Origin of the sequence: Labrenzia sp. 5N (assembly GCF_012395805.1) — a bacterium.
Taxonomy (GTDB): domain Bacteria; phylum Pseudomonadota; class Alphaproteobacteria; order Rhizobiales; family Stappiaceae; genus Roseibium; species Roseibium algicola.
The window spans coordinates 35,420-62,284 of record NZ_JAAZTM010000002.1 but is presented as its reverse complement, the minus strand read 5'-3'; the positions used below and the strand labels follow the sequence as shown (position 1 = coordinate 62,284).

Annotated in this window: 25 protein-coding genes; 21 read left to right on the top strand and 4 right to left on the bottom strand. The window is 57.8% G+C overall.

The features are described from left to right. Positions 1-11: 11 nt before the first annotated feature. From cueR to ptsN, 9 genes are all read left to right on the top strand, one after another. A complete protein-coding gene (gene cueR, locus HEP89_RS01100) occupies positions 12-437 on the top strand; it encodes a Cu(I)-responsive transcriptional regulator (protein ID WP_055658337.1) in 426 nt (141 codons plus the stop codon). Beyond that, positions 437-862, top strand: a complete 426-nt coding sequence (locus HEP89_RS01095) for a cytochrome c (RefSeq protein ID WP_168691140.1) — start codon at positions 437-439, stop codon at positions 860-862. Before cueR ends, HEP89_RS01095 begins: the two co-directional genes overlap by 1 nt. Positions 863-1,338: 476 nt before the next feature. After that, positions 1,339-1,959 (top strand): ribonuclease D, encoded by a 621-nt coding sequence (locus HEP89_RS01090; RefSeq protein WP_168691139.1) that lies wholly within the window; start codon positions 1,339-1,341, stop codon positions 1,957-1,959. A 45-nt stretch (positions 1,960-2,004) separates the two neighbouring features. Continuing rightward, positions 2,005-2,655: an LPS export ABC transporter periplasmic protein LptC gene (gene lptC / locus HEP89_RS01085; protein WP_209014370.1), complete on the top strand. Its 651-nt coding sequence runs from the start codon at positions 2,005-2,007 to the stop codon at positions 2,653-2,655. A 3-nt stretch (positions 2,656-2,658) separates the two neighbouring features. Further along, on the top strand, positions 2,659-3,237 hold the full coding sequence (locus HEP89_RS01080) for an LptA/OstA family protein (protein WP_023001649.1): 579 nt from the start codon (positions 2,659-2,661) through the stop codon (positions 3,235-3,237). Between the two features lie 124 nt (positions 3,238-3,361). Then, positions 3,362-4,117, top strand: a complete 756-nt coding sequence (gene lptB, locus HEP89_RS01075; RefSeq protein ID WP_023001648.1) for an LPS export ABC transporter ATP-binding protein — start codon at positions 3,362-3,364, stop codon at positions 4,115-4,117. An 89-nt stretch (positions 4,118-4,206) separates the two neighbouring features. Continuing rightward, positions 4,207-5,760, top strand: coding sequence for an RNA polymerase factor sigma-54 (gene rpoN / locus HEP89_RS01070; protein WP_168691138.1), 1,554 nt, complete (start codon positions 4,207-4,209; stop codon positions 5,758-5,760). A 291-nt stretch (positions 5,761-6,051) separates the two neighbouring features. Continuing rightward, on the top strand, positions 6,052-6,639 hold the full coding sequence (gene raiA, locus HEP89_RS01065) for a ribosome-associated translation inhibitor RaiA (RefSeq protein ID WP_023001646.1): 588 nt from the start codon (positions 6,052-6,054) through the stop codon (positions 6,637-6,639). A gap of 60 nt (positions 6,640-6,699) precedes the next feature. Continuing rightward, positions 6,700-7,167: a PTS IIA-like nitrogen regulatory protein PtsN gene (gene ptsN, locus HEP89_RS01060; RefSeq protein ID WP_023001645.1), complete on the top strand. Its 468-nt coding sequence runs from the start codon at positions 6,700-6,702 to the stop codon at positions 7,165-7,167. Positions 7,168-7,327: 160 nt separating this feature from the next. Here the strand turns inward: ptsN and mdoH are convergent, their stop codons facing one another. Continuing rightward, on the bottom strand, positions 7,328-9,100 hold the full coding sequence (gene mdoH, locus HEP89_RS01055) for a glucans biosynthesis glucosyltransferase MdoH (protein ID WP_209014368.1): 1,773 nt from the start codon (positions 9,098-9,100) through the stop codon (positions 7,328-7,330). A gap of 147 nt (positions 9,101-9,247) precedes the next feature. Here mdoH and HEP89_RS01050 point away from each other — a divergent pair, with 147 nt between their 5' ends. The 10 genes from HEP89_RS01050 to HEP89_RS01005 all read left to right on the top strand — a co-directional run bounded on the left by HEP89_RS01050 (position 9,248) and on the right by HEP89_RS01005 (position 19,204). Continuing rightward, positions 9,248-10,270, top strand: a complete 1,023-nt coding sequence (locus tag HEP89_RS01050) for a zinc-binding alcohol dehydrogenase (protein WP_168691136.1) — start codon at positions 9,248-9,250, stop codon at positions 10,268-10,270. Between the two features lie 38 nt (positions 10,271-10,308). Then, complete coding sequence (locus HEP89_RS01045) at positions 10,309-10,707, top strand: 6-carboxytetrahydropterin synthase (protein ID WP_168691135.1); 399 nt, start codon at positions 10,309-10,311, stop codon at positions 10,705-10,707. A gap of 6 nt (positions 10,708-10,713) precedes the next feature. Continuing rightward, complete coding sequence (locus HEP89_RS01040) at positions 10,714-11,766, top strand: glycosyltransferase family 4 protein (RefSeq protein WP_168691134.1); 1,053 nt, start codon at positions 10,714-10,716, stop codon at positions 11,764-11,766. Further along, positions 11,763-12,545: a class I SAM-dependent methyltransferase gene (locus tag HEP89_RS01035; RefSeq protein ID WP_168691133.1), complete on the top strand. Its 783-nt coding sequence runs from the start codon at positions 11,763-11,765 to the stop codon at positions 12,543-12,545. The genes HEP89_RS01040 and HEP89_RS01035 overlap by 4 nt, the downstream gene beginning before the upstream one ends. Positions 12,546-12,632: 87 nt before the next feature. Further along, positions 12,633-13,163, top strand: a complete 531-nt coding sequence (locus HEP89_RS01030; RefSeq protein ID WP_168691132.1) for a cytochrome b — start codon at positions 12,633-12,635, stop codon at positions 13,161-13,163. A 211-nt stretch (positions 13,164-13,374) separates the two neighbouring features. After that, positions 13,375-13,623 carry an acyl carrier protein gene (locus tag HEP89_RS01025; protein WP_006933785.1) on the top strand — a complete coding sequence of 83 codons (249 nt, stop codon included), beginning with the start codon at positions 13,375-13,377 and terminating at the stop codon, positions 13,621-13,623. A 3-nt stretch (positions 13,624-13,626) separates the two neighbouring features. Further along, positions 13,627-14,808: an acyl-CoA dehydrogenase family protein gene (locus tag HEP89_RS01020; RefSeq protein ID WP_023001638.1), complete on the top strand. Its 1,182-nt coding sequence runs from the start codon at positions 13,627-13,629 to the stop codon at positions 14,806-14,808. Positions 14,809-14,810: 2 nt separating this feature from the next. Further along, positions 14,811-15,719: an amino acid--[acyl-carrier-protein] ligase gene (locus tag HEP89_RS01015; RefSeq protein ID WP_031269603.1), complete on the top strand. Its 909-nt coding sequence runs from the start codon at positions 14,811-14,813 to the stop codon at positions 15,717-15,719. Between the two features lie 11 nt (positions 15,720-15,730). Then, positions 15,731-16,753 carry a DUF1839 family protein gene (locus HEP89_RS01010; RefSeq protein ID WP_168691131.1) on the top strand — a complete coding sequence of 341 codons (1,023 nt, stop codon included), beginning with the start codon at positions 15,731-15,733 and terminating at the stop codon, positions 16,751-16,753. Beyond that, entirely contained in the window at positions 16,754-19,204 is a 2,451-nt protein-coding gene (locus HEP89_RS01005; protein WP_168691130.1) for a glycoside hydrolase family 2 protein, read from the top strand. A 21-nt stretch (positions 19,205-19,225) separates the two neighbouring features. Here HEP89_RS01005 and HEP89_RS01000 read toward each other — a convergent pair whose 3' ends face one another. After that, positions 19,226-20,533, bottom strand: coding sequence for an oligosaccharide flippase family protein (locus tag HEP89_RS01000; protein ID WP_168691129.1), 1,308 nt, complete (start codon positions 20,531-20,533; stop codon positions 19,226-19,228). Positions 20,534-20,585: 52 nt separating this feature from the next. Here HEP89_RS01000 and HEP89_RS00995 point away from each other — a divergent pair, with 52 nt between their 5' ends. Beyond that, the gene (locus HEP89_RS00995) at positions 20,586-21,449 is read left to right on the top strand and encodes a polysaccharide deacetylase family protein (protein ID WP_168691128.1); all 864 of its coding nucleotides are present in this window, start codon (positions 20,586-20,588) and stop codon (positions 21,447-21,449) included. Positions 21,450-21,480: 31 nt separating this feature from the next. On the opposite strand, the gene HEP89_RS00990 is transcribed toward HEP89_RS00995, so the two are convergent. Next, entirely contained in the window at positions 21,481-22,389 is a 909-nt protein-coding gene (locus HEP89_RS00990; RefSeq protein WP_168691127.1) for a glycosyltransferase family 2 protein, read from the bottom strand. A 152-nt stretch (positions 22,390-22,541) separates the two neighbouring features. Here HEP89_RS00990 and HEP89_RS00985 point away from each other — a divergent pair, with 152 nt between their 5' ends. Further along, on the top strand, positions 22,542-24,359 hold the full coding sequence (locus HEP89_RS00985; RefSeq protein ID WP_168691126.1) for an alpha/beta fold hydrolase: 1,818 nt from the start codon (positions 22,542-22,544) through the stop codon (positions 24,357-24,359). Between the two features lie 17 nt (positions 24,360-24,376). On the opposite strand, the gene HEP89_RS00980 is transcribed toward HEP89_RS00985, so the two are convergent. Further along, the gene (locus HEP89_RS00980; protein ID WP_168691125.1) at positions 24,377-26,725 is read right to left on the bottom strand and encodes a GumC family protein; all 2,349 of its coding nucleotides are present in this window, start codon (positions 26,723-26,725) and stop codon (positions 24,377-24,379) included. Positions 26,726-26,865 lie beyond the last annotated feature (140 nt).

Genomic DNA, 26,865 nt, shown 5'->3' with positions numbered 1-26,865 from the left:
GGAAAAGAAAAATGAATATCGGTGAAGCCTCCGAACAGAGCGGACTGCCGGTCAAGACGATCCGCTACTACGAGGATATCGGCCTCGTCCGCCCTCTGCGCAGCGAGAACGGATATCGCGATTTTATCGACGCGGATCTCCAGCGGCTGAAGTTCCTTCAAAGGTCGCGCAGCCTTGGATTTTCCATCGACGAGTGCCGTGAACTTCTGTCTCTCTACGAGGACCGCAACCGGGCAAGTGCCGACGTCAAGGCGATCACCCGGGCGAAAATCAAGGAAGTGGATCGCAAGATCGAGGAACTGCGCTCACTCAAGAAGGTTCTGTCAGAGCTGGTGACCGCCTGCCATGGTGACGATCGGCCCAACTGTCCGATCATCGACGATTTGTCCGGCCAGCATGACCACGATCAGCTGGATGAAGATAGCAGGCAGGCTTGATGAGCAGGATCTTTCTGACAGTTTCAGCGATCTTGTCCGTAATTGTGCTGGGCATTCTGTTCTGGGGGCTCGTGTCCGGAAAGGAACAACCGCCTGCCGCCAGTGGAGCCGCACTGGTGTCGGTGCAAGTCCCGGCCCTGGAAGGAGACGCCCTGGCTGGCGAAACTCTTTTTCGCGAAAACTGCGCGAGTTGTCATGGCGACAACGCTGCCGGGCGCGATGGCATCGCGCCTCCGCTGGTACACAAGATTTACGAGCCTGGCCATCACGCCGACGGGGCCTTTCTACTCGCAGTCTCCCGTGGCGTGCGTGCGCACCACTGGCCATTTGGCGATATGCCGCCCGTGGATGGCGTCAGCCAGGAGGATGTACAAAAGATCGTTGCCTATGTGCGTGCGCTTCAGCGGGCAAACGGGATCAACTGAACTCGAGGGGCGGGCGCGAGCTTTGAACCTGAGGGGTGTTTGTTGGCCTCGGCTGTCGCGCCATCTTTCCGAACCGGTCATGAAAGAGGGATGGCCGGCGGCCGAGTGTCTGGTGCATTGATTGCGACTTGGGACTGGAATTGCAATGAGCTGCCACCAGGAAATTCGTATCAAGAAATAGCATTCTCTTCACGTATCGGCATGGTTCTGCGGTCAACCGGCTTGCCTCATCCCGCCGCATGTTTTACCTGACGGAAAACTTATTCGAAAAAGCGGCCTGTCGTTTGCCTGTTACGGGCAGTCGGCAGGCAATAACATTTGCGGTCGTTCAACCTGTGTTCATGTGTCTTGGCATATGTCTTGGCATAAATGCAGGTGCGGTCATTGAAGATAAGAAACAGGTGTCCTGCTGGATCAGTATGGCAGGAGCATCGACAGAAATTGTGCTCGGGACAGGCCAGAGGAGACGAAACGTCATGACCATCCGCTATCACAAGGGCGATTTGCCCGATCTGAAAGCCTATGAAACGGCAAGTGCGGTAGCGGTCGATTCCGAGACCCTGGGCCTCAACCCGCATCGTGACCGGCTCTGTGTTGTGCAGCTTTCACCGGGCGATGGCAGCGCCGATGTGGTCCAGATCGCACGCGGCCAGAGCGAAGCGCCAAACCTCGCTGCGCTGATGACCGATACGGCCAAACCGAAAATATTCCACTTCGCCCGGTTTGATGTTGCGGTGCTTCAGCACTATCTGAACATCCAGGTCTCGCCGATCTGGTGTACGAAAATCGCCTCCAAACTGGTTCGGACCTATACGGATCGCCACGGACTGAAGGATATCACGCGCGAACTTCTCGGGGTTGAATTGTCCAAGCAGCAGCAGAGCTCGGATTGGGCTGCAGAAACCTTGAGCGACGCCCAGCTGGCCTACGCGGCTTCGGACGTGCTTCATCTGCACGCCTTGAAGGAACGGCTGGAAATGATGCTGGAGCGTGAAGAACGTATTCATATTGCCCGGGCCTGTTTCGATTTCCTGCCGACGCGGGCGGAACTCGATCTGAAGGGCTGGGAAGAAAACGATATTTTCGCCCACTCGTAATGGCTTAGGTGCCAGGAGATCGGGCACACGATTTCGGAGAATGGATTGAGCGCTGTTGGCGATCATATGCACGGAAATGCGGCCAGGCGACCATTGACCCGCGCCCAACGAGCCGCGCGCCGGCACAGCCTGATGGTGCGCATAATGCGCTGGCTGTTTCCTGGCGTCGGGCTGTTGATTCTGGCAGTCATGGTCGGGCTTGTGGTCTTGTTCAACGTGCTCAGCGGGCTTGGTGCCACCAACATGATGCTGACCAGCGAGGGGCTGGTGATGGATCATCCCGAACTGTCGGGTCATGATGGTGACCGCTCCTACCGGGTAACCGCCTACAGGGCGATCCAGCGCCTCAGTGACCCGCGCGTCATCGATCTTGAGACCATTCGGGCCGACATCACGCTCAGCAAGGACCAGAGCGCGCAGATTGTGGCGCTGAAAGGTACCTACAACAACGCGACGGAGAGCTTGCGGCTCTATGAAGGCATTCAGCTTGAATGGAGTGAAGGCTACACGGTCGACCTGTCCGAAGTGGAAATCGACCTTAGCAACGGGGCTCTGAAGACTTCGCAGGTCGTGTCCATTCGTTCCGATCAGGGCCGTGTCGTGGCGGGCAAACTCGACTATGATAAAGCCAAGGGAATCGTCAGGTTTTCCGACGGTATCAAGATGACCCTCAATCCTGCTTCGCAAGGACAGTAAGAGATGACTTTTCTGAAACGCATGACGATTGCCGCCGCCGCAGCCCTTCTTGCCGGTTCGGCCCATGCCCAGACCTTCTCCGATGCCTTCGCCGGCTTCGGGTCGAACGATGGGGAGCCAATCGAGATCGAGGCGAGTGAACTGAGGGTAGAAGACAACAACAACACCGCAACCTTCGTTGGCGATGTGCTGGTCACGCAGGGTGAAACCAGCCTCAAGACGCAGCGGCTCAAGGTGTTCTACGTCGGCTCAGGTGCTGAGAAGACGGAAGAAAGCGCCGTCCAGCAGAAGATTTCGAAGCTGGAAGCGGCGGGAGGCGTGTTCATCACCTCCAAGGACCAGACCGCGAAGGGCGACGAAGCCAGCTTCGACATGAACAAGGAAGTCATGGTGATGACCGGCAAGGAAGTCGTGCTCAGCCAGGGACCGAATGTTGTCGTCGGGAACAGGCTGACCGTCAATCTGAAGACCGGCCAGGCCAATCTGAGCGCCGGAAATGGCAAGGTGTCCGGCCAGGGCAGCGGCCGCGTCAAGGTGCGCATTCAGCCTAACAGTGTGAACAACGACCAAAACGGCAACTGATATTGACGGCTGGTTCGACTCGACAGTGTCGGCCACAGACCTTATGTGAAGCCGCGGCAATGATCGGATGGACGGCGCGCCAGTGAAGAGAACGTCTTCGGAGTATAACGGATTGCAGGGAAGCATGCCGGAAACGGGCCACGATGGCGAAGAACTGTCGCAGGCGCTGGTCGTCGATGGCATCGGCAAGACCTATGGCCGCCGCCAGGTGGTGAAATATGTGAGCCTGTCCGTGAAGCCTGGCGAAGCCGTCGGCCTTTTGGGGCCAAACGGTGCCGGCAAGACCACGACCTTCTACATGATCACCGGGCTGATCCGGCCGGATCAGGGCAAGATCTCGCTGGAAGGCTTCGACATCACCCGTATGCCCATGTACCGGCGTGCCCGGCTTGGCATCGGCTATCTGCCCCAGGAAGCGTCCATCTTCCGTGGCCTGACGGTGGAAGAGAATATCCGCGCCGTTCTGGAAGTGATCGAGCCGAACCGGCAGAAACGCCGGGAGGAGCTCGACGAGCTGCTGGCTGAATTCGGCCTCACCCACTTGCGTAAATCGCCGAGTATCGCCCTTTCCGGTGGTGAACGCCGCCGCGTGGAAATTGCCCGCGCACTTGCAAGCCGCCCGTCCTTCATGCTGCTCGATGAACCTTTCGCAGGTATCGACCCCATCGCGGTAGGGGATATTCAGCAGCTCGTGCGTCACCTGACCCAGCGTGGCATTGGTGTTCTGATAACAGACCACAATGTTCGCGAGACGCTTGGCCTCATCGACCGCGCCTACATCATCGCTTCGGGCGAAGTTCTGACGGAAGGGCTCCCCCAGGAAATTGTCACCAATCCGGATGTGCGCCGGCTTTATCTGGGTGAACAGTTTACGCTTTGATGACACGCCGCCAGCTACGTTATACACTCGGTCTGCAATCAAGAAGCAAAAAGCAGACCAACTTGAAATAACGCTTGCCTGGGAACTCAATGGCCATTTCAACCAAGCTGGAGATGCGACAAAGTCAGTCGCTGATCATGACGCCGCAACTGATGCAGGCGATCAAGCTGTTGCAAATGTCCAATCTCGATCTCGTTGCCTATGTCGAAGCCGAATTGGAACGAAATCCGCTTCTGGAAAAGAACGACATCGCCGAAGGCGGAGGCGAGGGGGATGGCGGCAGGGATGCCGCTGCAGACGCGTTCGGCGATGGCGCGGACAATCAGACCCGTCAGGGCGACGAGCCCAATACCGGCGACTGGATGCAGAACGATCTGGAAACCGGGTCGGAGGCCATTGCCTCACGCATGGATACCGATCTGGGCAACGTCTTTCCCGATGAGCCCGGCGTGCCTGCATCGCCGGACCCGGCTCTTCTGAAGGCCGGTGACAGTTACAAGAACGCCGGCAGCAGTGGTGCTTCTGAAGATTACAATCTGGAGGCCTTCGTTGCCGACGAAGCCTCCCTGGTCACGTCTCTTGAAGAACAGATGCATCTGGCGATCGGCGATGAAGCCGACAAGCTGATCGCGACCCACCTGATCAACTCGCTTGATGAAAACGGCTATCTCTATCTGGATTTCGATGAGACGGCGGAGCAGCTCGGGGTCGAAACCGAACGGCTGGAAAGCGTTCTGGCCATCTTGCAAACCTTTGAGCCCGCAGGCGTGTTTGCGCGTAACCTGGCCGAATGCCTGAAGCTGCAGCTCATCGACAAGAACCGCTACGATCCGGCCATGGAAGCGCTGATCGACAATATTGAACTGCTGGCCAGACGCGATCTGCCGGGGCTTCGCAAGGTTTGCGGTGTCGATGATGAGGATCTGGTCGAGATGATTGCGGAAATCCGCGCACTCGATCCCAAGCCCGGCAGTCTCTTCGGATCGGCGCTGGTGCAGCCGGTGGTGCCGGATGTCTTCGTGCGCCCGGCCAACGACGGCACCTGGGCGATCGAGTTGAATTCGGACACCCTGCCGAAAGTGCTCGTCAATCAGACCTATTATGCCAAGGTCATCAAGACGGCCCGAAACGAGACGGAGAAGGAATATCTCACCGACTCATTGCAGACGGCCAACTGGCTGGCCAAGAGCCTTGATCAGCGCGCCCGTACGATCCTCAAGGTATCGACAGAGATTGTCCGGCAGCAGGACGGGTTTCTCACCTACGGCATCGCCCATTTGCGTCCGCTCAACCTGAAGACCGTCGCGGAAGCGATCGGCATGCACGAATCGACAGTCAGTCGGGTGACCTCGAACAAGTTCATGGCGACCCCGCGCGGCATCTACGAGCTCAAGTACTTCTTCTCTTCCGCCATCTCCGCAACGGTGGGCGGCGATGCCCATTCGGCGGAGTCGGTCCGGCACCGGATCAAGCAGATGATCGATGCCGAAGATCCGAAGTCGATCCTTTCGGACGATACGATTGTCAAAATTCTGAAGGACGACGGTGTCGATATTGCCCGCAGGACGGTCGCCAAATACCGCGAAGCCATGAAGATCGGTTCGTCCGTTCAGCGCCGGCGTGAAAAAAACGTGCGACTTTAAGTCCTGATGTGATCTGCCGTTAAGGCTCAATGGTGCAATATTTAAAATGTTTCAGAGATTTCCACTGAAACAATACAAGGCAATTACATGGCTCTTTTTCAACTTTGTTTCTTTAATTCATAATCAATTGACTCTTTGAGCGAGCGCAATTATAGCACCGCCCTCGTGACGTAAACAGGGGATGGCGCTTCGGCGCTGACTGGTCCATTCTGTAAGCTTGAAACGTCTCGCGTTTCAACACCGGCGGCAACGCCGGTGACCTATCGGTCAATAGAAAAAGAAGAGGTCCCCATGGCTTTGCGGATTTCGGGTAAGAATGTCGATGTAGGCGATGCACTGCGCGTCCACGTCACAGACCGAATCGAAGACGCTCTGGAAAAATATTTCACAGGCGGCTTCACAGGCCACGTTACGCTCAGCAGGGAGGGCACAGGCTTCAAGTCTGAATGCAGCCTGCATTTGGACACCGGTATTGTGCTTCAAGTGTCCGCGCAGGATCAGGACCCGCGCGCCAGTTTCGATATGGCTGCGGAAAAGATCGAAAAGCGGCTTCGCCGCTACAAGCGCAAGCTGAAGGACCATCATGGCCCCAACGGCCACGACCGGGAGGCTCTGGAAGCAGCATCTTATGTGCTGGCTTCGCCCGAGGAAGACGAGGAAGTGCCGGTGGATTTCAATCCGCTAGTGATTGCCGAAACTTCCGCGAAAGTTAAAACGATGACCGTCGGTATGGCGGTAATGGAGCTGGATCTGACCGAAGCGCCGGTCGTGTTGTTCAAAAACGCGGCAAATGGCGGTGTCAATGTTGTTTATCGCAGGCCAGACGGCAATATTGGCTGGATAGATCCAGCATTGGTAGCCAATCAGGCTGCCGAATAAGGATGCGGATGGGGTCGGCTTCCTCAGGGAAGCCGGCTTCTGAAACTTGTAGGCGGACTAATGGATCTTGGTGATCTTCTGGGTAAAGACGCGGTAATTGCCGGGCTGAAGGCCAAAAGCAAAAAACAGGCAATTCAGGAACTCGCCGGTAAGGCGTCTGAGCTGACCGGTCTTTCCGAACGGGAAATCTTCGACACGCTTCTTCAGCGCGAACGTTTGGGCTCTACAGGTGTCGGTCACGGCATTGCGATCCCGCACGGCAAGCTGACACGGCTCGACCGTCTGGTAGGACTGTTCGCGAAGCTGGAAAAACCAGTTGATTTCGATGCTCTCGATGATGAACCGGTTGACCTGGTGTTTCTGCTTCTGGCGCCGGAAGGCGCTGGTGCCGACCATTTGAAGGCTCTGGCCCGTATCGCGCGCCAGCTCCGCGACGGCGCTGTCACCCAGGGCATTCGCGCGTCCCATGATGCGCAAGAGATCTACGATCTTCTGACCCAGCCGTTGGCTTCTTCCAACGCGGCTTAATCCGTTTCAAAGTCTCTGATGCAAAAAGACCGGCTGCGAGGCCGGTCTTTTGGTTCGTATGCGGCGCGTTCAGCCAGCAAGGAGGCTTTGGAGGGTTCACCTGGTGTCCACCCAGCCCTCAATGGACTTGGCAGGTCCCAGTGCGCGAGCCTGATCCGTTTCAGGCCTTTGCCGGATTGGCATCGCCCTGAACGAGCCCTTGCTGCTGGACGGCGACCGCACCTTTGGTAAGCGCCGGTAGGTGAAGGTCTGCGAGCTCTGCAGGAGGATTGGTCTCTTCGGGAATGCGCCACAGGGTCGAACGGATCGCGATCTGGCCAAGTGTTCTGGTAGAGGTTGTCACCGCGATGACAGCTGCCAGAAGCGGCCCGATGGCCACGGGAATGACCGGCCACACCAGATCGATAGGCTGGGTGGAAAGCCAGGCAAGACCTGCAAGTCCGAAGAGTGTCTGCGGCCAGAGCTTGCGGGCCGCCAGCAAGACCGGCAGTCGTTGGACACCACGTGCCTGCGCACCCCAGCCGATGGTTTTGCCGAACAGGAGCCCACCCATGAACAGCGAGTGCGCCACGGCCATGATCGGTGCCAGCATTGCCGAATAGACGATTTCCGCAAGAACGCTCACGACGACACGTATCGGCCCGCCGAAGGCCTTGCGAAGGTCCGGACGGGCAAGCACGTCGGCGACGGTTGCCAGTTTCGGCGCGAACACCATCGTCAGGACGGTGAAGAAGAGCAGGGCGCCAGTGTCAGGGCGATATGGCATGTAGTCGGTGACCATGCCGAGGATGGCGGCCGATGTCATGAAGCCCAGCCACGCAGGAGAGCCGAGGAACATCAGGATAGCCAGCACAAGCTGCATCCGGCTAACGGGTTTGAGGCCAGGAAGCCCGATCAGTCGGCGGTATTGCAGGTTGCCCTGGCACCAGCGCAGGTCACGGCGGATAAACTCCAGCAGATGAGGCGGATTGGCTTCATAGCTGCCCGTTTCGAGCGGCAGTACGCGCACTTCGTAGCCGGCGCGGCGCATCAGGACGGCTTCCACCTGATCATGGGAAAGAATGGTTCCCGAGAGCGGGCCCTTCCCGGGCAGTTCCGGCAGACGGCAGCTTTCCTTGAACGGTTTGATCCGCAAGATGGCGTTGTGTCCCCAGTAGGGGCCGCAGTCACCCTGCCACCAGGCACTGCCGATGGTGTAGGAACGCATGCCAAGCCGCATGCCGAACTGGAAGACACGCGCAAAGGCGCTATCTGTCGGAAGGCCAACCACAAGACTTTGCAGAATGCCGAGCCGGGGATTGGCTTCCATGCGCCGCACCAGTCCGACTATGGCGTCGGCCGACATGTAGCTGTCGGCATCCAGCACCAGTGCAAACTCGTGTCGATCGCCCCAACGTTCGCAGAAGTCTTCGATGTTGCCGGCCTTGAAACCGCGATTGTCCGTGCGCCGCCGATAGACCACCTCCATCTGGCCTTCGAAGCGATCTCTCAACCGGGACGTCATCTGCTGCTCCTGAAGGGCAACGTCGTCCATATTGGTGTCGCTGAGCACATAAAGGGTGAACCGGTCTGCTTCGCCTGCGCGTATCAAGTGAGACACGATGGCGTTCAGATTGGTTTCCAGGCTTTCAGTATCTTCGTTGCGGACACAGGACAGCAGCGCTGTCGAGCTTCGCAGCGGCTGAGTAGGGTCGCCGTGCTCGATCGGGCAGACTGTATCAGCAGGGTTTCTGGAAAGCCGCATGATGAGGAGGCCGATCACCGCATTCCAGAAACCTATGATGGTCCAGGGCAGGGTGATCATGAAGCAGACAAGAATGAAAAGGTCGAGCGCCGTATATCCACCAGGAGAAAGCGTCAGCGTCATCAAGGTGGCAAGGCCGGCAAAACTGAGCCCGATAAGGGCCGCGAACGTCAAACGCCGTGCGGTCATAGGAGCAATTGATCCATTGAATTTTGGCATGTCAAAGACCCGAAACATTTTTTTGACTTCCAATCGGAGCGATCATCGCAATAGTGCGCATGTCAAAATGTCCTAACGTTGACAAAGGCAAGGGTTGATGACCGCAGAGGATAAAGGATGACCGCAGACGTACCGGTGACGCGCGACACAGGTAAACCGCAGGCGCTGTGGTACACCGAGCCCGGTCGATGCGGACTGGAGACTGTTTCCTTGAATGAGATGCAAACCGGCGAAGTGCTGGTCGAAACGCTCTTTAGCGGGATAAGCCGGGGAACGGAAGGCCTTGTCTTTCGCGGCGACGTTCCGTCGAGTGAATGGCAGCGCATGCGGGCGCCGCATCAAGAGGGAGATTTCCCGTTTCCGGTTAAATACGGATACGCAAACGTCGGCAGGGTCATAGCAGGAGACCCGGATCTCAACGGCTGTCTTGTGTTTTCTCTCTTCCCTCATCAAAGCGTCTTTACGCTCCCCTCCATGTCGTGCGTGCCGGTTCCCCAGGGCGTTTCCGCCGAAAGAGCCGTCATGGCGGCCAACATGGAAACGGCACTTAATGCGTTATGGGACGGAAAACCATCACCGGGGGATCACATCTGCGTGGTCGGCGGTGGTGTTGTCGGTCTCTTGACCGCATACGTTGCCGGGCGGTTACCCGGATCAAAAGTAACTGTCGTGGATACAAACCCTGACCGAGCGGAAGTTGCCATCGGGCTGGGTCTGGAATTTGCACTGCCGGAAGATGCGCCGGCTAACCAGGATCTGGTGTTTCACACAAGCGCCACGTCGGCGGGACTGGCAACGGCGCTTGCCTGTGCCGGCGACGGCACGTCCATCGTCGAGCTGAGCTGGTACGGCGCGCATGCGGTCACGGCTCCGCTGGGAGCAGACTTTCACTGCCGCCGCCTGAAGCTTGTTTCCAGTCAGGTTGGAACGATCCCGATCGATCGGCAGGCCCGCTGGACTTACCGCCGCAGGCTGGAAACGGCACTTGGCCTCCTGGCCGATCCTGCCCTCGACCGTCTCATCACCCACAAGGTGGCGTTTGCCGATCTACCGGATCGTCTTCCCGATTTGTTGAACAAGGCGTCAGATGTGCTTGCCGCCCTCGTCGTATATGACGGAACCAACCAAGCCGTCATTTGAAAATCTCTCAATTTTCCTCATGATTTCAGGATGATAAGATGTTTGCAGTTGAAGTACGCGATCACGTCATGATTGCCCACTCCTTCAAGGGAGAACTGTTCGGTCCGGCCCGGGCATTGCACGGCGCCACGTTTGTCATCGATGCCGCGTTTCTGGCCGACAGCCTTGACGCCAATGGCGTGGTGATCGACATCGGCCGGGCGCATGAAGCGTTGAAGGAGGTCCTGCAGCCTCTGAATTACAAGAACCTCGACGAGGTGCCGGAATTTGCGGGCATCAACACTACGACCGAGTTTCTGACAAAGCACATCCATGATCACCTGGCCAAGGCTGCCAGAGCGGACATGCTCGGACGTCCGGGATCTGAACTGAAGGCGATCCGCGTGACGATCTCCGAATCCCACGTCGCGCGCGCCTGGTACGAAGCCGGGATCTGAAAGCTCATGCCCGCGCTTGTCTTTGCCTATCCGGGAGATTTCAACACACCGACCGGCGGTTACGGCTACGATCGCAGGATCGTCGCCGGTCTGCGCACGCTAGGCTGGGAAGTTGATCTGGTTTCGCTTGGGGACGGCTTTCCGTTTCCCACCGAAGAAACGCTTCGGCAAGCCGAAGCCCGACTGTCGTCGGTGCCGGAAGGGTCGCTTGTTGTCGTCGACGGTCTCGCACTTGGTGTAATGGCGGGAGCCATGGAAAGACTGCAGGACCGGATCACTCTCATTGCGCTTGTGCACCACCCGCTCTGTGTCGAAAACGGTTTGTCGAAGGAACAGGCTGAAGCTCTTTTCCAGAGCGAAAACAAAGTGCTGGCTTTTGCCCGTCATATCATCGTGACCAGTCCCGCAACAGGCACCCAGGTTGAAGAGCTTTTCGGCATATCTTCGGACCGCATCACTGCCGTTCTGCCCGGCACGGAAAAGCCTGAGCCGTATGAACGACCACAGAACGACGTCACGAGGCTGTTGTCGGTCGGCACCTTGCTGCCACGCAAGGGCTACGATCTCTTGCTGACCGCTCTTGCAAGCCTCAAGGAGTTGCGCTGGCATCTGGATATCGTCGGCGGGCTTGAGGCGGATCCTGAATGTTACCAGGCGCTCTTAGGCCAGGCGCGTGAGCTGGAACTTCTCGACAGGATTACCTTTCACGGGGCTGTTCCGGCGCAAGACCTTGGCGACTTTTATCGCTCGGCAGAGGTATTCGTGCTCGCAAGCCGGTATGAGGGCTACGGCATGGCTTATACCGAAGCGCTTGCCCACGGTTTGCCGGTAATCGGTAGCGGTGGCGGCGCGGTGAAGGAAACACTTCCGGAGAAGGCTGCCATCTACTGCGGCGTCGAGGATGTCGATGCTTTGCGTGACGCGCTCGAAACACTCATCTCCGACCGCGAGAAACGTGCGGGATTGAGCACTGAAGCCAGAAAGGCCGCTGAACTCTTGCCGGACTGGACGGATGCGGCACGGAAGTTTGCAGACCTGTTGCAGGATACTGGCCGATGAGTGGTTTTTCACCAGCATGGCTTGCCTTGCGCGAACCGGTCGATCTGGCGGCTCGCAATGAAGAAGTGGAAACCGCATTCTTCGCGGCTCTCGGCAGTCAGCCGATGCGCATAATGGATCTCGCAAGTGGAGCAGGCTCGACTGTCTCGGCTCTTGCTCGGCATCGAAACACTTCGATCGAATGGCTTTTGACCGACTACGATCCGGCTCTGTTGGAAGTTGCCGGGCAGCGCTGGCAGGACAGGGTAACAACGCGGCAGATCGACCTTGCGAGCGATCTGGAGGAGCTGCCGTTTGCCGAGGTTGACGCGGTGACTACATCCGCTTTTCTGGACTTGGTCGCAGAGCCGTTTCTTGTCCGGCTGGTCGATCAGGTCGTGAAGGCGCGAAAACCGTTTCTGGCAAGCCTGACCTACGATGGCCGCGCGGTGTTCACCCCGCAACTTCCCTTTGATGCCGCGTTGTTAGCCGCACACAACACGCATCAGCTGTCTGACAAGGGGTTCGGTCCAGCCCTCGGTCCGGCCGCTGCCATGCGTGCCATCGAACTGTTTCGGGATCGAGGCTACAAGGTGGTGCAGGGCCGGTCTGACTGGCAGGCAGACAGTTCGTCAGCGGATTTCCTGAAAGAGCTTCTCGGAGGCTGGTGCAACGTCGGCAGGGAAGTCGCGCTGGACGAAACGGAACTGGCGCAATGGTGGTCGCAGCGGCAGGAACACATCACTTCCGGTCAACTCACTCTCAGCGTCGGTCACGTCGATTTCACTGCCTTGCCGTAAGACACAGGTATCCGGCTTCCTCCCGGGACTTGTTGAAACCGGGTGGGCTGCCTAAACTGTGTGCAGGCAGGAGAGGAGAGGTGCGATATGGGCGCAAGTGATGAACGCTATAGCCCGATTGCCCGGCTGATCCATTGGCTGACCGCCATTCTGGTGCTGACAATGGTGCCTGCCGGCCTTGTCATGATCCGGATCGACGGCGGCCCCTTGCAGAACCAGCTGTTTGATTACCATCGCTCGGTCGGCATCGTGTTGATGATATTGACCCTGGTACGTCTCGGTTACCGGCTGCCCCACAAACCCGCCCCCTTGCCGGAAAGCATGCCGCTCTGGCAGCAATTTGCCGCCAAGGCTACCCATGCCTTTCTGTACGGGTTTTTGCTGGTCAATCCCTTCATCGGGTGGGTGGCTACTTCCGCCTACGGTGCGGCAATCTCGGTCTTCGGCCTGTTCACCATGCCGGCCATTGTTGCCAAGGACCGTGCGTTGGCAGACCAGCTTTTTCAGATTCATCTTGTGCTTGGGCTGCTCTTCACTGCCGCCGTGGTGCTGCATATTGCCGCCGCGCTATATCACGGTCTTGTGCGCAAGGACGGTGTTCTCGGTAGAATGATTTAAGTTTTTGGAATGAATACTCTGCGGTAATGTTGAGTGTCTTGAAAGATTTTTTATGATTGAGGAAGTGTTAACTTAACAAATTTTAATAGTTCCTGTTTTGTAATTTTTTACCATGCCCTTTAATTACAGTTTATCGTTTTTTGGCCTAAATGACGTCTCGGAACCCAAGGACCGGTTCAAGTGTAACCGTTAGAAAATGGTAAGGACTAAAATGAAACAGACCATTCGGACCCTGCTGGCAAAACACGGTAATCTGCCGGTATCTATCGACGACGTCGCGGACGGTGCTGACCTCTACGATGCCGGTCTGTCTTCGTTTGCATCCGTTCAGGTGATGCTGGCGCTCGAGGAAGAGTTCGATATCGAATTTCCGGAGCATTTGCTGAACCGTAAGTCTTTCTCCTCCATTGATGCGATCGACGCAGCTCTTACCGAAATCCTGAAAGAGCAGGCTGCGTAATCCATGACCGCCGCAGCCAAGATCACTGCCATGGGGTTGGCAGATCGCGCCAAGCGGGCCGCCAAGGTCGCTTCCGAGTTTGCCGACAAGGTTGATGTGGAAGGCCGCTTTCCTGTTGAAGGCATGAACGCCCTGAAAGCGGAACGCCTGATGGGTGTCATGATCCGTCCGGAATTCGGCGGGGAAGGTGCAACGCTGACCGAGATTGCTGATGTTTGCGCAATTCTTGGACAAGCCTGCGCGGCCACCGCGATGACTTATGCCATGCACCAGATCCAGATTGCCAGCCTGGCGGATTACGCCGTAGGCAGTGCCTGGCACGAAGGTTTCCAGAAGCGGATCTGCGATGAGCAGCTTCTGATCGCCTCAGCAACCAGTGAGGCGGGCATCGGCGGCAATTTGCGCAATTCGATCTGTGCGGTCGAGGTCGAAGGTGACACCGTGCGCCTGACCAAGGATGCAACCGTGATTTCCTACGGCGCCAATGCGGACGCCATCATGGTGACCTCCCGCCGGCATGTCGACGCGGCTCATTCCGACCAGGTTGCGACCATTTTCCTGAAGGATCAGTACACGCTTGAGCAGACCAGCAAATGGGATACGCTCGGCATGCGTGGAACCTGCTCCGACGGCTATATTTTCAAGGCGGAAGCTCCGGCCGACCAGATCCTGCCGCGCCCGTTTGCGGAGATTGCGGCCCAATCCATGCTGGCTGTTTCCCATCTTCTTTGGGGCGCGCTCTGGTATGGCATCGCTGCTGATGCGGTTGCCCGTGGGCAGGCATTCGTGAAGAACGCTGCGCGCAAGGCTCCCGGCCAGGTTCCTCCGGGAGCACTGCGTCTGGCGGAGGCGTCAAGCCTGCTGCAACTGGTCAAGGCCAACGTCGTTGCTGGCCTGAAACAGTTCGAAGGTTGCAAGGGCGACAGCGATGCGCTCAATGCCATGAGCTTCTCCGTTGCCATGAACAACGTGAAGATCGGCACGTCACAGACGATCCTGACAATCATCAACCACTGCATGCTGATCTGCGGGATCGCAGGCTACAAGAACGGTACGCCGTTCAGCCTCGGACGCCACCTGCGTGACGCCCATTCGGCGCAGCTGATGATTTCCAACGACCGTATTCTGGGCAACACGTCCACGATGCTCCTGGTCAACAAACAAGACACCAGTCTTTTGGGGTAATGATGGACGCGCAAGTCTCTTTTCTGGATCAGCTCTTTGCCAAAGGCGTCCTGCATGACAGCGGCGTCGACGGCCTTTATGCCCGCAGCGGCGAATTTGAAGACGTTATTGCCCGTTTCGAAAAATTTGCCCTCACATACGGTCAGGACGAGATCTCCGAAGCAATGGTGTTCCCGCCGGGAATGACCATGCAGGATTTCGAAACCAGCGGTTACATGAAGAACTTCCCGCAGTTGGCAGGAACAGTGCATGCCTTTTGCGGCAACGACCATGACCACATGGGGCTGTTGCAATGCATGGCGGCTGGCGACGACTGGTCCAAGGATCAGAAACCGACCCAGGTGGCGCTGACACCTGCTGCCTGCTATCCGCTTTATCCGATCCTCTCGCGCCGTGGTGCACTACCGGCCGAGGGAGCCTACGTAGCGTTGCAGTCCTATTGCTTCCGCCATGAGCCTTCCAAGGATCCGGCTCGGATGCAGATGTTCCGCCAGCGTGAATACGTGCGTGTCGGTTCTGCCGAACAGACCATGGATTTCCGCGAGACCTGGAAACAGCGCGGCTCGGACATGATGGAGCGGCTGCAGCTCCCGCATAACGTCGATGTCGCCAACGATCCGTTTTTCGGCCGAGCCGGCAAGATCATGGCGTCCGGCCAGCGTGAGCAGGAATTGAAGTTCGAAATGCTTGTGCCGATCACGTCGGAAGAAAAGCCGACGGCCTGCATGAGCTTCAATTACCACATGGACAATTTCGGCAAGGCCTGGAACATCCGTCAGGCTGATGGAACGCCTGCCCACACCGCCTGTGTCGGCTTCGGTCTGGAACGACTGGCGCTGGCGCTTTTCCGCCATCATGGTTTCGACACGTCCAAATGGCCTGAAGGCGTCCGTGCCACGCTTTGGGGATGAGGGGACGCAACATGACGCAAGCCGTGTTTGACCGCTTCAATCCGGCGACCTACGTGCGTAGCCCGCTCCATTCCCAGGACCGGGACTGGCCCGAAACCAATTGCTATCTTGATGTCTGGATCGAGGTATTGCCGTCGCTTGGTCTGCCGGCGGAGGCTTGTCTATCCTACTCGGTTACCCAGGATTTTGAAGGGGATCAGTTCACCTTCTTCAAGGTGCCGCTAGAGGATCTGGAAGCGCTTTTTGGTCTCAAGGTCACGGAACTTGCGATCTACGACCGGGTGGAAGCCCACGTCCGGCAACAGATCGAACGGGGCCGCCTGTCACTGGTCGAAGTCGACAGCTATTTCCTTCCGGACACACACGGTGTCGGTTATCACGAGGCCCACGGCAAGACCACGATCGCAGTCAACTGGATGGATTTTGAAGCCAGGACAATGGAATATTTCCATGGTCTGGGCCTGCACCGGCTGGAAGGTGACGATTTCGACGGGGTGTTCCAGCGCGGCGCACATGAAAAGCCGACGCCGTTCCTGCCATACACGGAATTCGTGAAGGTTCCGGACACACTGCCAACGCCGGCTCACATCCTGAACGTTTCGGAAGGCCTTCTGCGCCATCACCTGAAGCGCCGCCCTAAGCAGAACCCGATTGCAGCCTTTGCACAGGTGTTCCCGGCACAGGTGGAAAAGATCTGCGAACGCGAGTTCGGCTTCTTTCACTTGTATGCCTTCAACACGCTGCGCCAACTCGGTGCGAATTTCGAGCTGTTTTCGTCCTATCTCGAATGGCTGGTGGCGGAAGGCAGGGACGATCTGACCGAGGGTGTGCAGATGGCCAAGACCATTTCCTCCACCTGCAAGATGGTGCAGTTCAAACTGGCGCGCGCCGTCATGCGCAAGAAGTTCCAGGGGCTGGAAGAAGGCTTGTTGCCGGCGGTCAACGCCTGGGACAACCTGATGCAACTTCTCGACACCCACTACGGTGATCAGGAAACACGTTTTACTCCCGTAGTCAGCGCTGCCGGGGCTTGAATGATCGACCTGGGTGAAGTGACCTGGGCACTGTCGATGACAGAGCCCGGTGCCTTTGAAACCTCGCTTTCGACGGGGCATCAGTGGGATTTCGTTCCGGCGCACGTTCCGGGAACCGTCGCTGGTACTCTGACGGAAGCAGGACTTTACGACCCGGAAAATCCCGTTCCCCTTCATGGCAAAGACGTCTGGTATGAAGCCTGGTTCGACGCCCCGCCGGGCCGATATCGCTTGCACCTGGAGGGGTTGGCGACCATTGCCGAGGTTTACGTGAACGACGTTGAGGTGCTGTCCAGCCGGAACATGTTCCGCAAATACAGTGTTCCCGTGGAACTGGCCGATCGCAACGTTCTGAAAATCTGCTTTCGCGCGCTAGAGCCGCACTTGAACGCAAAGGGACCGCGCGCCCGGTGGAAGCCTCAGTTGGCAACCAGCCAGGGGCTGAGGCTCGTGCGGACGACGCTTCTCGGTCACATGCCCGGTTGGTGCCCGGAAATCCATGCGGTTGGCCCATACCGCCCAATCAGGCTCGAACCCGAGACGCCGCCGCGTATTGTTGAAAAGCATATTCTTGCGGACCTGGCTCCGGATGGCACCGCCGCGCTGTCAGTTACGGTCAGGCTCGAAAATACGGATGCCGTTCCGGTGCTGAATTGCGCGGGAGCATCGGCGAAGATGAGCCTTCAGGACGACGGTTGCTATGCGGCGACCGTCCGTCCTGAGGGCGCCAAGCCCTGGATGCCGCACACACACGGCGAGCCTGCTCTTTACGACGTAACCGTTCAGGCCGGTGACAATACTCTTTCGCTGGGCAAGACAGGCTTTCGCCGGATCGAGGTGGACCACGGTGCCGATGGACGCGGCTTCGGACTGAAGATCAACGGTGTGCCGGTCTTCTGCCGGGGCGCCGTCTGGACCAATGCGGATCTCCTGAACCTCTCGTCCAGCCGCGAAACCTATCGCCCACTGTTGGAAAAAGCCCGGGACGCAGGCATGAACATGCTGCGCATCGGCGGGACGATGCTTTACGAGAGCCGCGCCTTCCTTGAGCTATGTGACGAATTGGGCCTGCTGGTCTGGCAGGACTTTCAGTTCGCCAACTACGATTACCCCGTGAAGGATGTCGCCTTCGTCGCGGAGGTTGAGGCGGAACTGCGCGATCAGCTGGATGAAAGCATGGGCAGCCCTTCACTTGCCGTTCTGTGCGGTGGAAGCGAGATCTACCAGCAGGGCGCCATGATGGGGCTTTCCGAGGATCGCTGGAAGGGGCCGCTGTGCGAGGAGATCTTGCCGGCTATTGCCGCGGAACTGCGGCCGGATGTGCCCTATGCAGCAAATTCGCCCTGCGGTGGGGTCCTGCCATTTTCACCAAACGACGGCATCGCGCACTATTACGGCGTCGGGGCGTATCTGCGGCCTCTGGAAGACGCAAGACGGGCCGATGTCCGCTTTGCAGGTGAGTGCCTCGCGTTTTCCAATATTCCCGTCCAGCAAAGCCTGGAAGAAGGATTGCCGGTGAAACCGGGGCATGATCCACGCTGGAAGGCACGGGTGCCGCGTGATCGTGGAGCCGGTTGGGACTTCGAGGATGTGCGCGATCACTATCTGAAGCTGCTCTACGGTGCAGATCCGGCCGCGCTTCGCTACGGCGATCCGGACAGATACCTCGATCTCGGACGGGCGGTCACCGGTGAAGTCATGTCCGAGACCTTTTCCGAATGGCGACGGCCCGGGTCCAATTGCCAGGGCGCACTGGTCTGGACCCTTTCCGACCTCGCAATTGGTGCCGGGTGGGGACTTGTTGATGCAGCCGGACGGCCCAAACCCGCGTGGTATGCCCTCAAGCGCGCATTCAGGCCGGTAATTGCCTGTGTCACCGACGAAGGCACGAACGGCCTTGCCATTCACGTCCTTAACGAGAGGGCAGAGGAAAAGCCGGTCAGGATCAGCATTGCCTGCCTGCGGGATGGCCAGGTGCCGGTGGTTTCAGGAGAAAAGGGGCTGTTGTTGGCGCCAAACAGTGCGCAGACGCTCAATGCGGTGGACCTGATCGGAGCCTTCTTCGACGTCACCTACGCCTATCGTTTCGGCCCACCCTCACATGATGTAACCGTGGTGCGCCTGTTCGATACGCAAACCGGAAAACTCATTTCCGAGGCGCATCATTTCCCTCTCGGCCGAGCACTGCATCGCCATTTCGATGCGCCCGAGGTGAGTGTGGAACTTGACGAGGCCGGCAGTTGGTCACTGATGATCCGTGCCAAGCGCTTCCTGCAATCGACAGTCGTTGCCATTCCCGGATTTGAGGCGGAGGATAACTGGTTCCATCTGGCTCCGGGCGAGGCGAAGTGCATTCAACTGCAACAAACGCCAGATGAAGAACGCGATGATCAGGCAGCCCCCAAGGGGCAACTTACGGCCTTGAACTTCGCCGGGCGCGTGCCCTTCTGACGCCTTTCTGGAAGCGACGGATCAGCCTGCGGTTTCGTCTGGTTCGGGCGCAGGTGCCTTTGTCCAGAAAATGAAGAACCAGGTGCCCGCGGTCAAGGCAATCTGGACGCCAAAGCGGAAAAGTGCTGCCCCGGCCAGGCCTCCCAACGCAGCGCCAAGGCTGACGACGGGTATCAGCAGGAGGCTGGTGCTGATAAGCAGCGCCATCCGCACGCGTTGACGACCGGTGGCTCGCAAGATGTCCGCCCCTACACCGGAAAGCCCCATAAGGAGCGGATAAAACGCAAGGCACATAACGACTATCGGTGTTTCTGCGAAATCTTCACCCAGAACAAGGGGAATAAAACCGGCGATCAGCAACAGGAAAACTGCGACCGGCAGGGCGAGGAACACCGTCACCGGCAACAGCTTGACGCCGAAAGCAAGGCTGCTTGCCTGCCCATCTTGTGCCTGGCGAAAATGGCGGGTGTAGGTTGCATAGAGAAACGCTCTGACGGGCGCTGAGGCTGCGTCGATGATGCGGAACCCGGCTGCGTACTGCCCGCCTGCATCTGCGCTCAAAGTGTGAACGACCACCGGCTTGTCCAGATCCTTCATGCCGCCGATGGCAAAAAACTCGATGCAATAGAGAAGGCTGAGTTTCAGGTCGTCCCGGATCAGGGTGAAGGTCGGCCGGCCGAGATCACGCAGAACTAGCCAGCAAGCCGCAAGAGCAGACAGAATTCCGGCGGCGAAATACCACCACGCCCATTCCTGGAGCGTGAGACTTCCGGGGAGAAGCGTGGCAACGAACAGGAAAGCGAGTTTCAACGAAGCAGCCAGAACATTGATGACAATCTGTTTTCTGGCCCGGTCGAAGGCCATGTAGGATTGCGCGGACAAGATCACCAGTTTTGTGAGGAGCAGATCCGAAACAGTGACAATCGCGATAGTCGATAGCGGAACGGTATCGCCGATGAGGACGTACAACAAAGCGATTGTCCCGGGCAGGACAAACGGAAAGGTAAGTCCCATCATGATCAGGGAATGCCCGAGGTATCTGTCGAAAGACTGAGGCTCAACCGCGACCCTCTGGAGGAGAAGGTATTCACTGCCCAACCCGACCAGGAAACCGGCCATGATGGAGACACTGACGATGGTGATGAACAGACCGTAGTCTGCTGCCCCCAAGGCGCGCGAAATGAACAGGAAAAAGACGAGCTGAATGACGAGCAAGAGACCAAAATTGATCGTGTAGGAAATTGTATTGGCAACAAGCGGGCGTCGTGAGAGGCCAAGGGCCTTGTCATAAAGCGCGCGAAATTTTCTCGATGCCGAACTGGAATTCATTGACACGAAATTGCCTCGAGGCGTGGGCCGTTGATCGAAAAAAGCGGGATCCGTGGCCGCTGGCCTTGGACCGCAGGAGCGGATTTTGTGTATCTGCCCCCCGGATAAGTCACAACAGAAACTAGGTGCCAAACCTGACTGCGCCGTTAATAGTCGGGCAACGCGAACCTGCACAAACTATTTTAACTTCCCTGCGTCAAGGATCTGGCGTCCTGTTCGAAAAGGCGGAGAAAAAATGCTGGCAAAAACGCAGGTTCTCACTTTCCACGGTATTGGTGTACCAGCGGTGCCTGTTTCGCCGGAAGAGAGCCATTACTTCGTCCCGATAGAGACTTACCAGCGCACAATTCAACGCCTTCCTGCACTTGAACAGAAACACGGAGTGAAGCTGGAAATCACCTTTGATGACGGCAACCTTTCTGATTACGAGGTTGGGTTGCCAGCCCTTGTGGAGGCGGATCGGCCAGGTCGTTTTTTCGTTCTGGCTGCACGTATCGGGGCAAAGGGCTATCTGACCGCCGAACAGATGCGGGAGATTGTTTCGTCGGGATCGGTCATCGGCAGCCACGGCCACGACCATGTCGACTGGCGCAAGCTGGATGCTGCCGGCTTTCAACGGGAACTTTACGACGCACGAAAGAAAATCGAGGATGCGGTAGGGGCTGCTGTCACAGAAGCGGCGATCCCGTTCGGTGCTCTGGACGCGAACGTTTTGCATCGTCTCAAGGAAGCCGGGTATCGACGGGTCTTCACAAGCACACCAGGACTTGCCTATCAGACGGCATGGTTCTGTCCGCGCTTTTCGCCTGCAAATGGCTTCGACCCTGATCGTGACATCCCGCCGATGTTTTCGGCCAAGAAGCGCCTGAAAAGCTCCCTCTATGCCTTCGCACGGCGCGCGAAATTCCGCATTTGAAGGCATGTCCGAGGCGTAGGCGCCAACTGGTTCAATCCGGTTTTCTATAGAGCTCTGCAAGGGGCAGGTTGAATACAGCGCGCAGCTTGCCTGTATTGAGCGCAAGTTTTTGCCGCATCCGGAAAGAACGTCCCCTGTCGAGAAGCCGGAATGCGAGCGCTAAAACACCGGCAATGGCACATTTTGCCAGTGCTCCAAATGCGAAAAAAACGTGCCAGAAAGGGTCTGGATGCCGGGCGAGGCGCATCTGGCCATAGGATTGGCCTGACCGTGTCGCGCGGCTGAGAATGAACTTCGACGACAATCGGTCTTGGGGAACATGTTCGTGCGCAATCGCTTCGTCCGTGGCAAAGATACGTGCCCCGCGTTCGGCTGCTTGAGCAAAGAAGATGGTGTCTTCGCCGCCTGTCCGGCCATAGGCTTCATCAAACCTCAGTTCCAGCGCACGAACAAAACCAACCCGCACCAGCGTGTTGCCGCCCCGGCCGGTGTAAAGCCGTTTTCCCCGGTGCCCCCAGTCGGTGTAAAGCGGGTTCGCACGCCGCATCCACTCGGGCGTATTGTCCGGATAGCGTGGTTTTACCGGGCCGATCACGACGTCTGCGTTGAAGTCTTTCTGGCAGGCGAAGAGTTTTTCCAGCCAATCTCTCTCCACCCATTCGTCGTCATCGACAAATATCAGCCAGTCGCCATCAGCTGCATCGAGCAATGCGTTGCGGGCTGAAGAGATATTACCGCTCGCCACGGCAAGACAGGTCACGTCCAGCGACTTGATGGGATGACCGGCAACGAGTTTGGTCGCCGCACCGGATTTGGAATCGTCGGCCACCAGCACGTTGAGCTCCATCCCGACCGGTTTGGTCACCGCCGCCAGGGAACGTAACGTATCGAGCAAGGTTTCACGGCCAATGCTCGCTATGGCGACGGAAACTTTTTCCATTCAGACTGGGCTCCGAAGCAGAGTTGGAAGCAATCAACAGGATGTGAGACGATCTTTTAATGCACCAGAAGTTCCTGCAGCATTATTAAACAATGGCTTAGAAAAAAGGCGCAAGATGCCCCGGAATTTGGAAGGACCGCCTTTCACCCGCCATGAAGCTGGAGCTCGCACGTGATATGAACCGGCAAGGTTTTGATACCTCATCTGCTACACCTGTTGCCGGAACGTCTGCTGTGGCCTTGCCGATCTCGTTCGATGGGCTTGCTGGTTATTTTCATCAAGCTGCGGGAGGCACAGCAATCCTGCTGTTGAGCCCCTGGGGGTATGAAGAGCTGTGTTCCCGGAAAAGCTACAGGATGCTCGGCGAAAAATTCGCTGCATCCGGGTACCCATGTCTGCGGTTCGACTATCCGGCAACCGCGAATTCACACGGGGACAGCGCGGATATTCAGGACAAGTCGGCATGGCAGGCTTCCGTTCGAACAGCCCTTTCCGAACTCAAGAGATTGGCAAACCCGGATCGGGTTGTCGTGGTCGGACAGGGGATAGGTGCAAGTCTCGCAAGCAACCTGGCAGCAGACGGAGAGATTGCAGGACAAGTGCTACTGGCGCCAGTTGCCCAGGGACGAGCTTATCTGCGGGAACTCGCAGCCTGGACTGCGTTGACGCAGCCGACGTTCCTGGTCAGTGCGTCGGATGGTCCCGAGGGCGGGTTGATGGCTGGCGGTTTCGTGCTCTCGGCCGCAACAGCCGACGAAATCAAATCGCTCAATCTCTACAAGACGGAATTGCCCTCCGGATTGAAGACATTGCTTGTTCAAAGGGCCGACCATCCGGGCGATCAGAAACTTGCAGATCACTACGCCGAAAACGGTTTGCAGTTCGAGAGTCTGTCGTTTGAGGGGTACGTCGACTATGTGTCCGACCCGACCCTGTCCGTCCCCCCGGTTCAAACGCTGGATCGGATCGTAGCCTGGGTGAAGGCCAATTTCCCGGCAGGGCAATTGGAGACTGCGGCTCTTGCCGAAATCTCTGCCGTGTCGGAGCCATTGCCGGATGTCGAGGAGGAGGCGCTGCGTTTCGGACCCGACAAAATGTTCTTCGGTGTGCTCGCGAGCCCCCGTGGCAAACGTGCGGAAACAGCGGTGATCATGCTCAATTCCGGATATGACCATTCCATTGGCTGGGCACGCATGTCGGTCGGCTTTGCCAGGTCTCTTGCGGAAAGCGGCTGCGCGGTCCTGCGCACGGATCTGGCTGGTATCGGTGAGAGCTGTTATTGGCCGGATCAGCCGTCCCAGGTTCTTTATTCTGACAGGCAACTGGAGGATGTCAGAGCCGCCGTCGGGTTCGTCAAGGAACGGACCGGGGTGAAAAACGTCATCCTGTTCGGCCGTTGCAGCGGTGCCTATCTCGCCCTTCTGGCGGCTGCAGACGATGACCGCGTCAATGCGGCCTTTCTGGTGAACTCACGCAAACTGGTCTGGGATCCGGACGAAAACGTGGACAAGGCTATCCGTGAGCCGATACAGACGCTGTCCAGTTATGGACGCAAGGCGGTCGATGCAGAGACCCTGAAACGGGTTCTGTCAGGGGAAATCAATCTGGTTTCCGCTCTGAAAAAGGTAACCCGGCCCGTGAAGTTGAAGGTGGACCGAACCCTGGCACCTGTTCTTGGCAATCTGTCACGCCATTACCGGCTCTTCAAGGTCCTGACCGGTCGCTTTCAGAAACTCGAGCAGCGTGATGTCCCAGTGTCTCTCGTCTATAGCGACAACGACCGGGGGCTTCTTGAGTTACACAACTGGTTCGGCGTCGACCGGCATGGATTGAAAGCCTATCCGAACATCGAGATACACGGCCTGCAGGATGCGGATCATAACCTGACACCTATCGCCGCCCGTCAACAGATGTTCGCCCTGTTGACCGAATTTGTTGCGAAAGTCTCCGCTTCAAGATCTTGTAAGTGATGCCTCAGCTGATCCGTTCACGCGTATTTACGGCGTGATGGCGGGGGAGTGCCGGTCATCGTTCGCACGAGACCGGAAGGTCGACCTTCTGCGATCGTAAGCAGGTCACGCGACAGGATCGGCATCGAGATCTGATCTTCTTCACGCTCGGCAACCGTGACCAGGAATTGCGTCGAAAGGCCTGCGAGCGGATCGTCTTCGACAAGTTGCGGCAGGGCAACGCCATCGATGATTACAAGATCGTAGTCACGCGCAATGTCTGCGAAATCGAAAGCTTCGCGGATGTTCATCCGGTGGTGCTTGTACTTCGGCAATCCGGAGACCAGCGACAGAAAGGAAATATCCAGCTCGTCGTAGTCGACAACCCTTTCGCGAAGCGTTCCGCCAATGTCTTCCATATCGTCGATGCTCAGGTCATGGCTGAGCATGCGCTGTTTCGGTTCACCATCGGCGAGGAGCACGTGCAATCCGCGCTGAGCCGCCCCGAGAGCGAGGGCAAGGGCAGCAATGGTCTGGCCATGGCCAAGGGCGGGAGAGGTCAGAAAAACGATCCGCGTGCCGTTTTGGGCAGGCGCGCTCTGGATGGATGCAATGGTCTGGTCAACGCCTTGTCCGAAAGACCATCCAGGTCCGGCTTCGTCCGAATAAAACTGCTCGATCGCATCTTGTACGGCAGAGATGGCGTCGGAGCTGAGCGGACGGACACTGCCGTTTTCGTCGGTTTCCGTCAGCCAGGGCAGCTGGCTGATAACTTTCAGCCCGGGTTCTGATTGGGGCACCTGCCTGGAGGGAGTGCGTTTGCTTCTCGTCCGCGTTCCCGGCAGCCCCACTGATGAGCGTGCATTGTGGGAGGTGTCGACAACCGTGGTTACGGGAGCAAGCGACTGTGCAGGGCCGGCGACGGCCATTGCAGGTTCGGGGTTCTGCAGGAACTCCGGCAACAGGTGTTTTTTGGCAATGCGAATGGCTTCGCCGCCAACGGCGATTATGGTGCCGAACAGCAGACCCAGGATTCCGGCCAGCACCACCATGATCTTCCGTTTCGGGTAGACCGGGCTTTCCGGTGGAATGGCAGGCGAAATGATGCGGGCATTGGGGAGAACAACCTGGTCGAGCTGCGAAATTTCCTTGGCCCGGCTCAGTGCTATCTCATAAAGCTGCCGTGTTGCCTGTGCTTCCGTTTCCAATTCACGCAACCTGATGGAAGCCGCCTGGTCGACGTCGGAAAGATTTCGCGTGGAATCGAGCTGCTGCTCGAGCCTGGAAACCCGTTCCTGATTGACCTGGACATCGATGCGTGTGGATTCCGCAATCCGCCTGATTTCGTCCCGGATGAGATTGCGTAACCGTTCCAGCTGGGATCTTGCCTGCACGACAGACGGATGTGAGGGCAGAAGATCGGCCATCAGCTGAGCTTCCGTGCGTGCAGCCGTGGCATATTGCTGGCGAAGTGAGGAGATCGTGGGGGAATTGACCACATCTCCAATGGATTCCGCATCGACACCGCTTTGCAGAACCCGCTGGATTTCATCGTATTTGGCGGTTGCTTCCGCCAGTGCTGCACGGGCATCGATGAGCCTGGAATTCAGTCCGGTCAGTTCCTGTCCCGTCAGCAGCGACCCCTCGTCGGAGTTCTGCAGCTTGTTGGCCGCGCGGAATTTCTGGATTTCTTCTTCGGCTTGCCTCAGGCGTTCCCGCAAATCCACCAGCCGATCATCGATCTGGGCGGCGGCTTCGTCCGAGGCCAGGTCAACTTGCCGTTTCTGGTCGGACAGATAGCTTTCGGCGATCGAATTCGCCAGAACGGCAGCCTGGACCGGTGAAGGAGATTCCGCGGCAATATTGATGACGAAGGTTTGACCAACGCGCTTGACGCTGGTTGCATCTGCAAGAGCTTCGACCGCGGCGGTCTCCTGCGCTTCAAGCGTTGCCGCGTCCTTCTTGGTTGCCCCGAAGATCAGGCTCTTGAACTGGCTCATCAGACCCGGCTTGCCTTCGCCGAAGTGAGGGTCTTCAGCCAGGTTGTTTTCCCGGGCGACGGGTCGCAGCACTGTGTCGGAATGGATGACCGACATCTGACTGTCGATCACTTCCGAGCCTTGTCCCGTGCGGCTCGGGCGGTTCGGGTCATCGAAAGGCTGGCGGACAGTTGGGTCGAACAGGACTTGCGAGGAGGCTCTGAAGATCGGTGTGATGGTCAGGGAGTAGGCGGCAGTCAACGCTGCAAAAACAAATGCAATTGCCGCGATCAGGAAGATGCGGCGGCGCAAGACCTGAAAAATGGACAGGATGTCCAGAGCAATGGCATCGCGGCCTTGAAGGGCCGCCTTATCGTAAGCCGGGTTTTCTACCTGTCTGGGGTCCACAAAAAGTCACCTTATGTCCTCGCGGGCATGCGTCTTATTGCTTGTAAGCACTTATGGTTAGTGAACTGCTAATTTGCGGCAAGACTACGGTGCTCCGACACCACGAAGCCCGCTGTCATTTGCCTGCGGCCAGAGAGGAC

What these genes read in the sequence shown, in the direction of transcription:
- rpoN (WP_168691138.1), top strand. Translation starts at nt 4,207, where the DNA reads ATGGCCATTTCAACCAAGCTGGAGATGCGACAAAGTCAGTCGCTGATC.
- mdoH (WP_209014368.1), bottom strand. Translation starts at nt 9,100, where the DNA reads ATGACCGCACGGCGTTTGACGTTCGCGGCCCTTATCGGGCTCAGTTTT.
- HEP89_RS01035 (WP_168691133.1), top strand. Translation starts at nt 11,763, where the DNA reads ATGAGTGGTTTTTCACCAGCATGGCTTGCCTTGCGCGAACCGGTCGAT.
- cueR (WP_055658337.1), top strand. Translation starts at nt 12, where the DNA reads ATGAATATCGGTGAAGCCTCCGAACAGAGCGGACTGCCGGTCAAGACG.
- HEP89_RS01050 (WP_168691136.1), top strand. Translation starts at nt 9,248, where the DNA reads ATGACCGCAGACGTACCGGTGACGCGCGACACAGGTAAACCGCAGGCG.
- HEP89_RS01020 (WP_023001638.1), top strand. Translation starts at nt 13,627, where the DNA reads ATGACCGCCGCAGCCAAGATCACTGCCATGGGGTTGGCAGATCGCGCC.
- HEP89_RS01000 (WP_168691129.1), bottom strand. Translation starts at nt 20,533, where the DNA reads ATGAATTCCAGTTCGGCATCGAGAAAATTTCGCGCGCTTTATGACAAG.
- HEP89_RS01015 (WP_031269603.1), top strand. Translation starts at nt 14,811, where the DNA reads ATGGACGCGCAAGTCTCTTTTCTGGATCAGCTCTTTGCCAAAGGCGTC.
- HEP89_RS01040 (WP_168691134.1), top strand. Translation starts at nt 10,714, where the DNA reads ATGCCCGCGCTTGTCTTTGCCTATCCGGGAGATTTCAACACACCGACC.
- HEP89_RS01095 (WP_168691140.1), top strand. Translation starts at nt 437, where the DNA reads ATGAGCAGGATCTTTCTGACAGTTTCAGCGATCTTGTCCGTAATTGTG.
- HEP89_RS01025 (WP_006933785.1), top strand. Translation starts at nt 13,375, where the DNA reads ATGAAACAGACCATTCGGACCCTGCTGGCAAAACACGGTAATCTGCCG.
- HEP89_RS01090 (WP_168691139.1), top strand. Translation starts at nt 1,339, where the DNA reads ATGACCATCCGCTATCACAAGGGCGATTTGCCCGATCTGAAAGCCTAT.
- HEP89_RS01045 (WP_168691135.1), top strand. Translation starts at nt 10,309, where the DNA reads ATGTTTGCAGTTGAAGTACGCGATCACGTCATGATTGCCCACTCCTTC.
- HEP89_RS01030 (WP_168691132.1), top strand. Translation starts at nt 12,633, where the DNA reads ATGGGCGCAAGTGATGAACGCTATAGCCCGATTGCCCGGCTGATCCAT.
- lptB (WP_023001648.1), top strand. Translation starts at nt 3,362, where the DNA reads ATGCCGGAAACGGGCCACGATGGCGAAGAACTGTCGCAGGCGCTGGTC.
- HEP89_RS01080 (WP_023001649.1), top strand. Translation starts at nt 2,659, where the DNA reads ATGACTTTTCTGAAACGCATGACGATTGCCGCCGCCGCAGCCCTTCTT.
- HEP89_RS00985 (WP_168691126.1), top strand. Translation starts at nt 22,542, where the DNA reads ATGAAGCTGGAGCTCGCACGTGATATGAACCGGCAAGGTTTTGATACC.
- HEP89_RS00990 (WP_168691127.1), bottom strand. Translation starts at nt 22,389, where the DNA reads ATGGAAAAAGTTTCCGTCGCCATAGCGAGCATTGGCCGTGAAACCTTG.
- HEP89_RS01010 (WP_168691131.1), top strand. Translation starts at nt 15,731, where the DNA reads ATGACGCAAGCCGTGTTTGACCGCTTCAATCCGGCGACCTACGTGCGT.
- HEP89_RS01005 (WP_168691130.1), top strand. Translation starts at nt 16,754, where the DNA reads ATGATCGACCTGGGTGAAGTGACCTGGGCACTGTCGATGACAGAGCCC.
- ptsN (WP_023001645.1), top strand. Translation starts at nt 6,700, where the DNA reads ATGGATCTTGGTGATCTTCTGGGTAAAGACGCGGTAATTGCCGGGCTG.
- raiA (WP_023001646.1), top strand. Translation starts at nt 6,052, where the DNA reads ATGGCTTTGCGGATTTCGGGTAAGAATGTCGATGTAGGCGATGCACTG.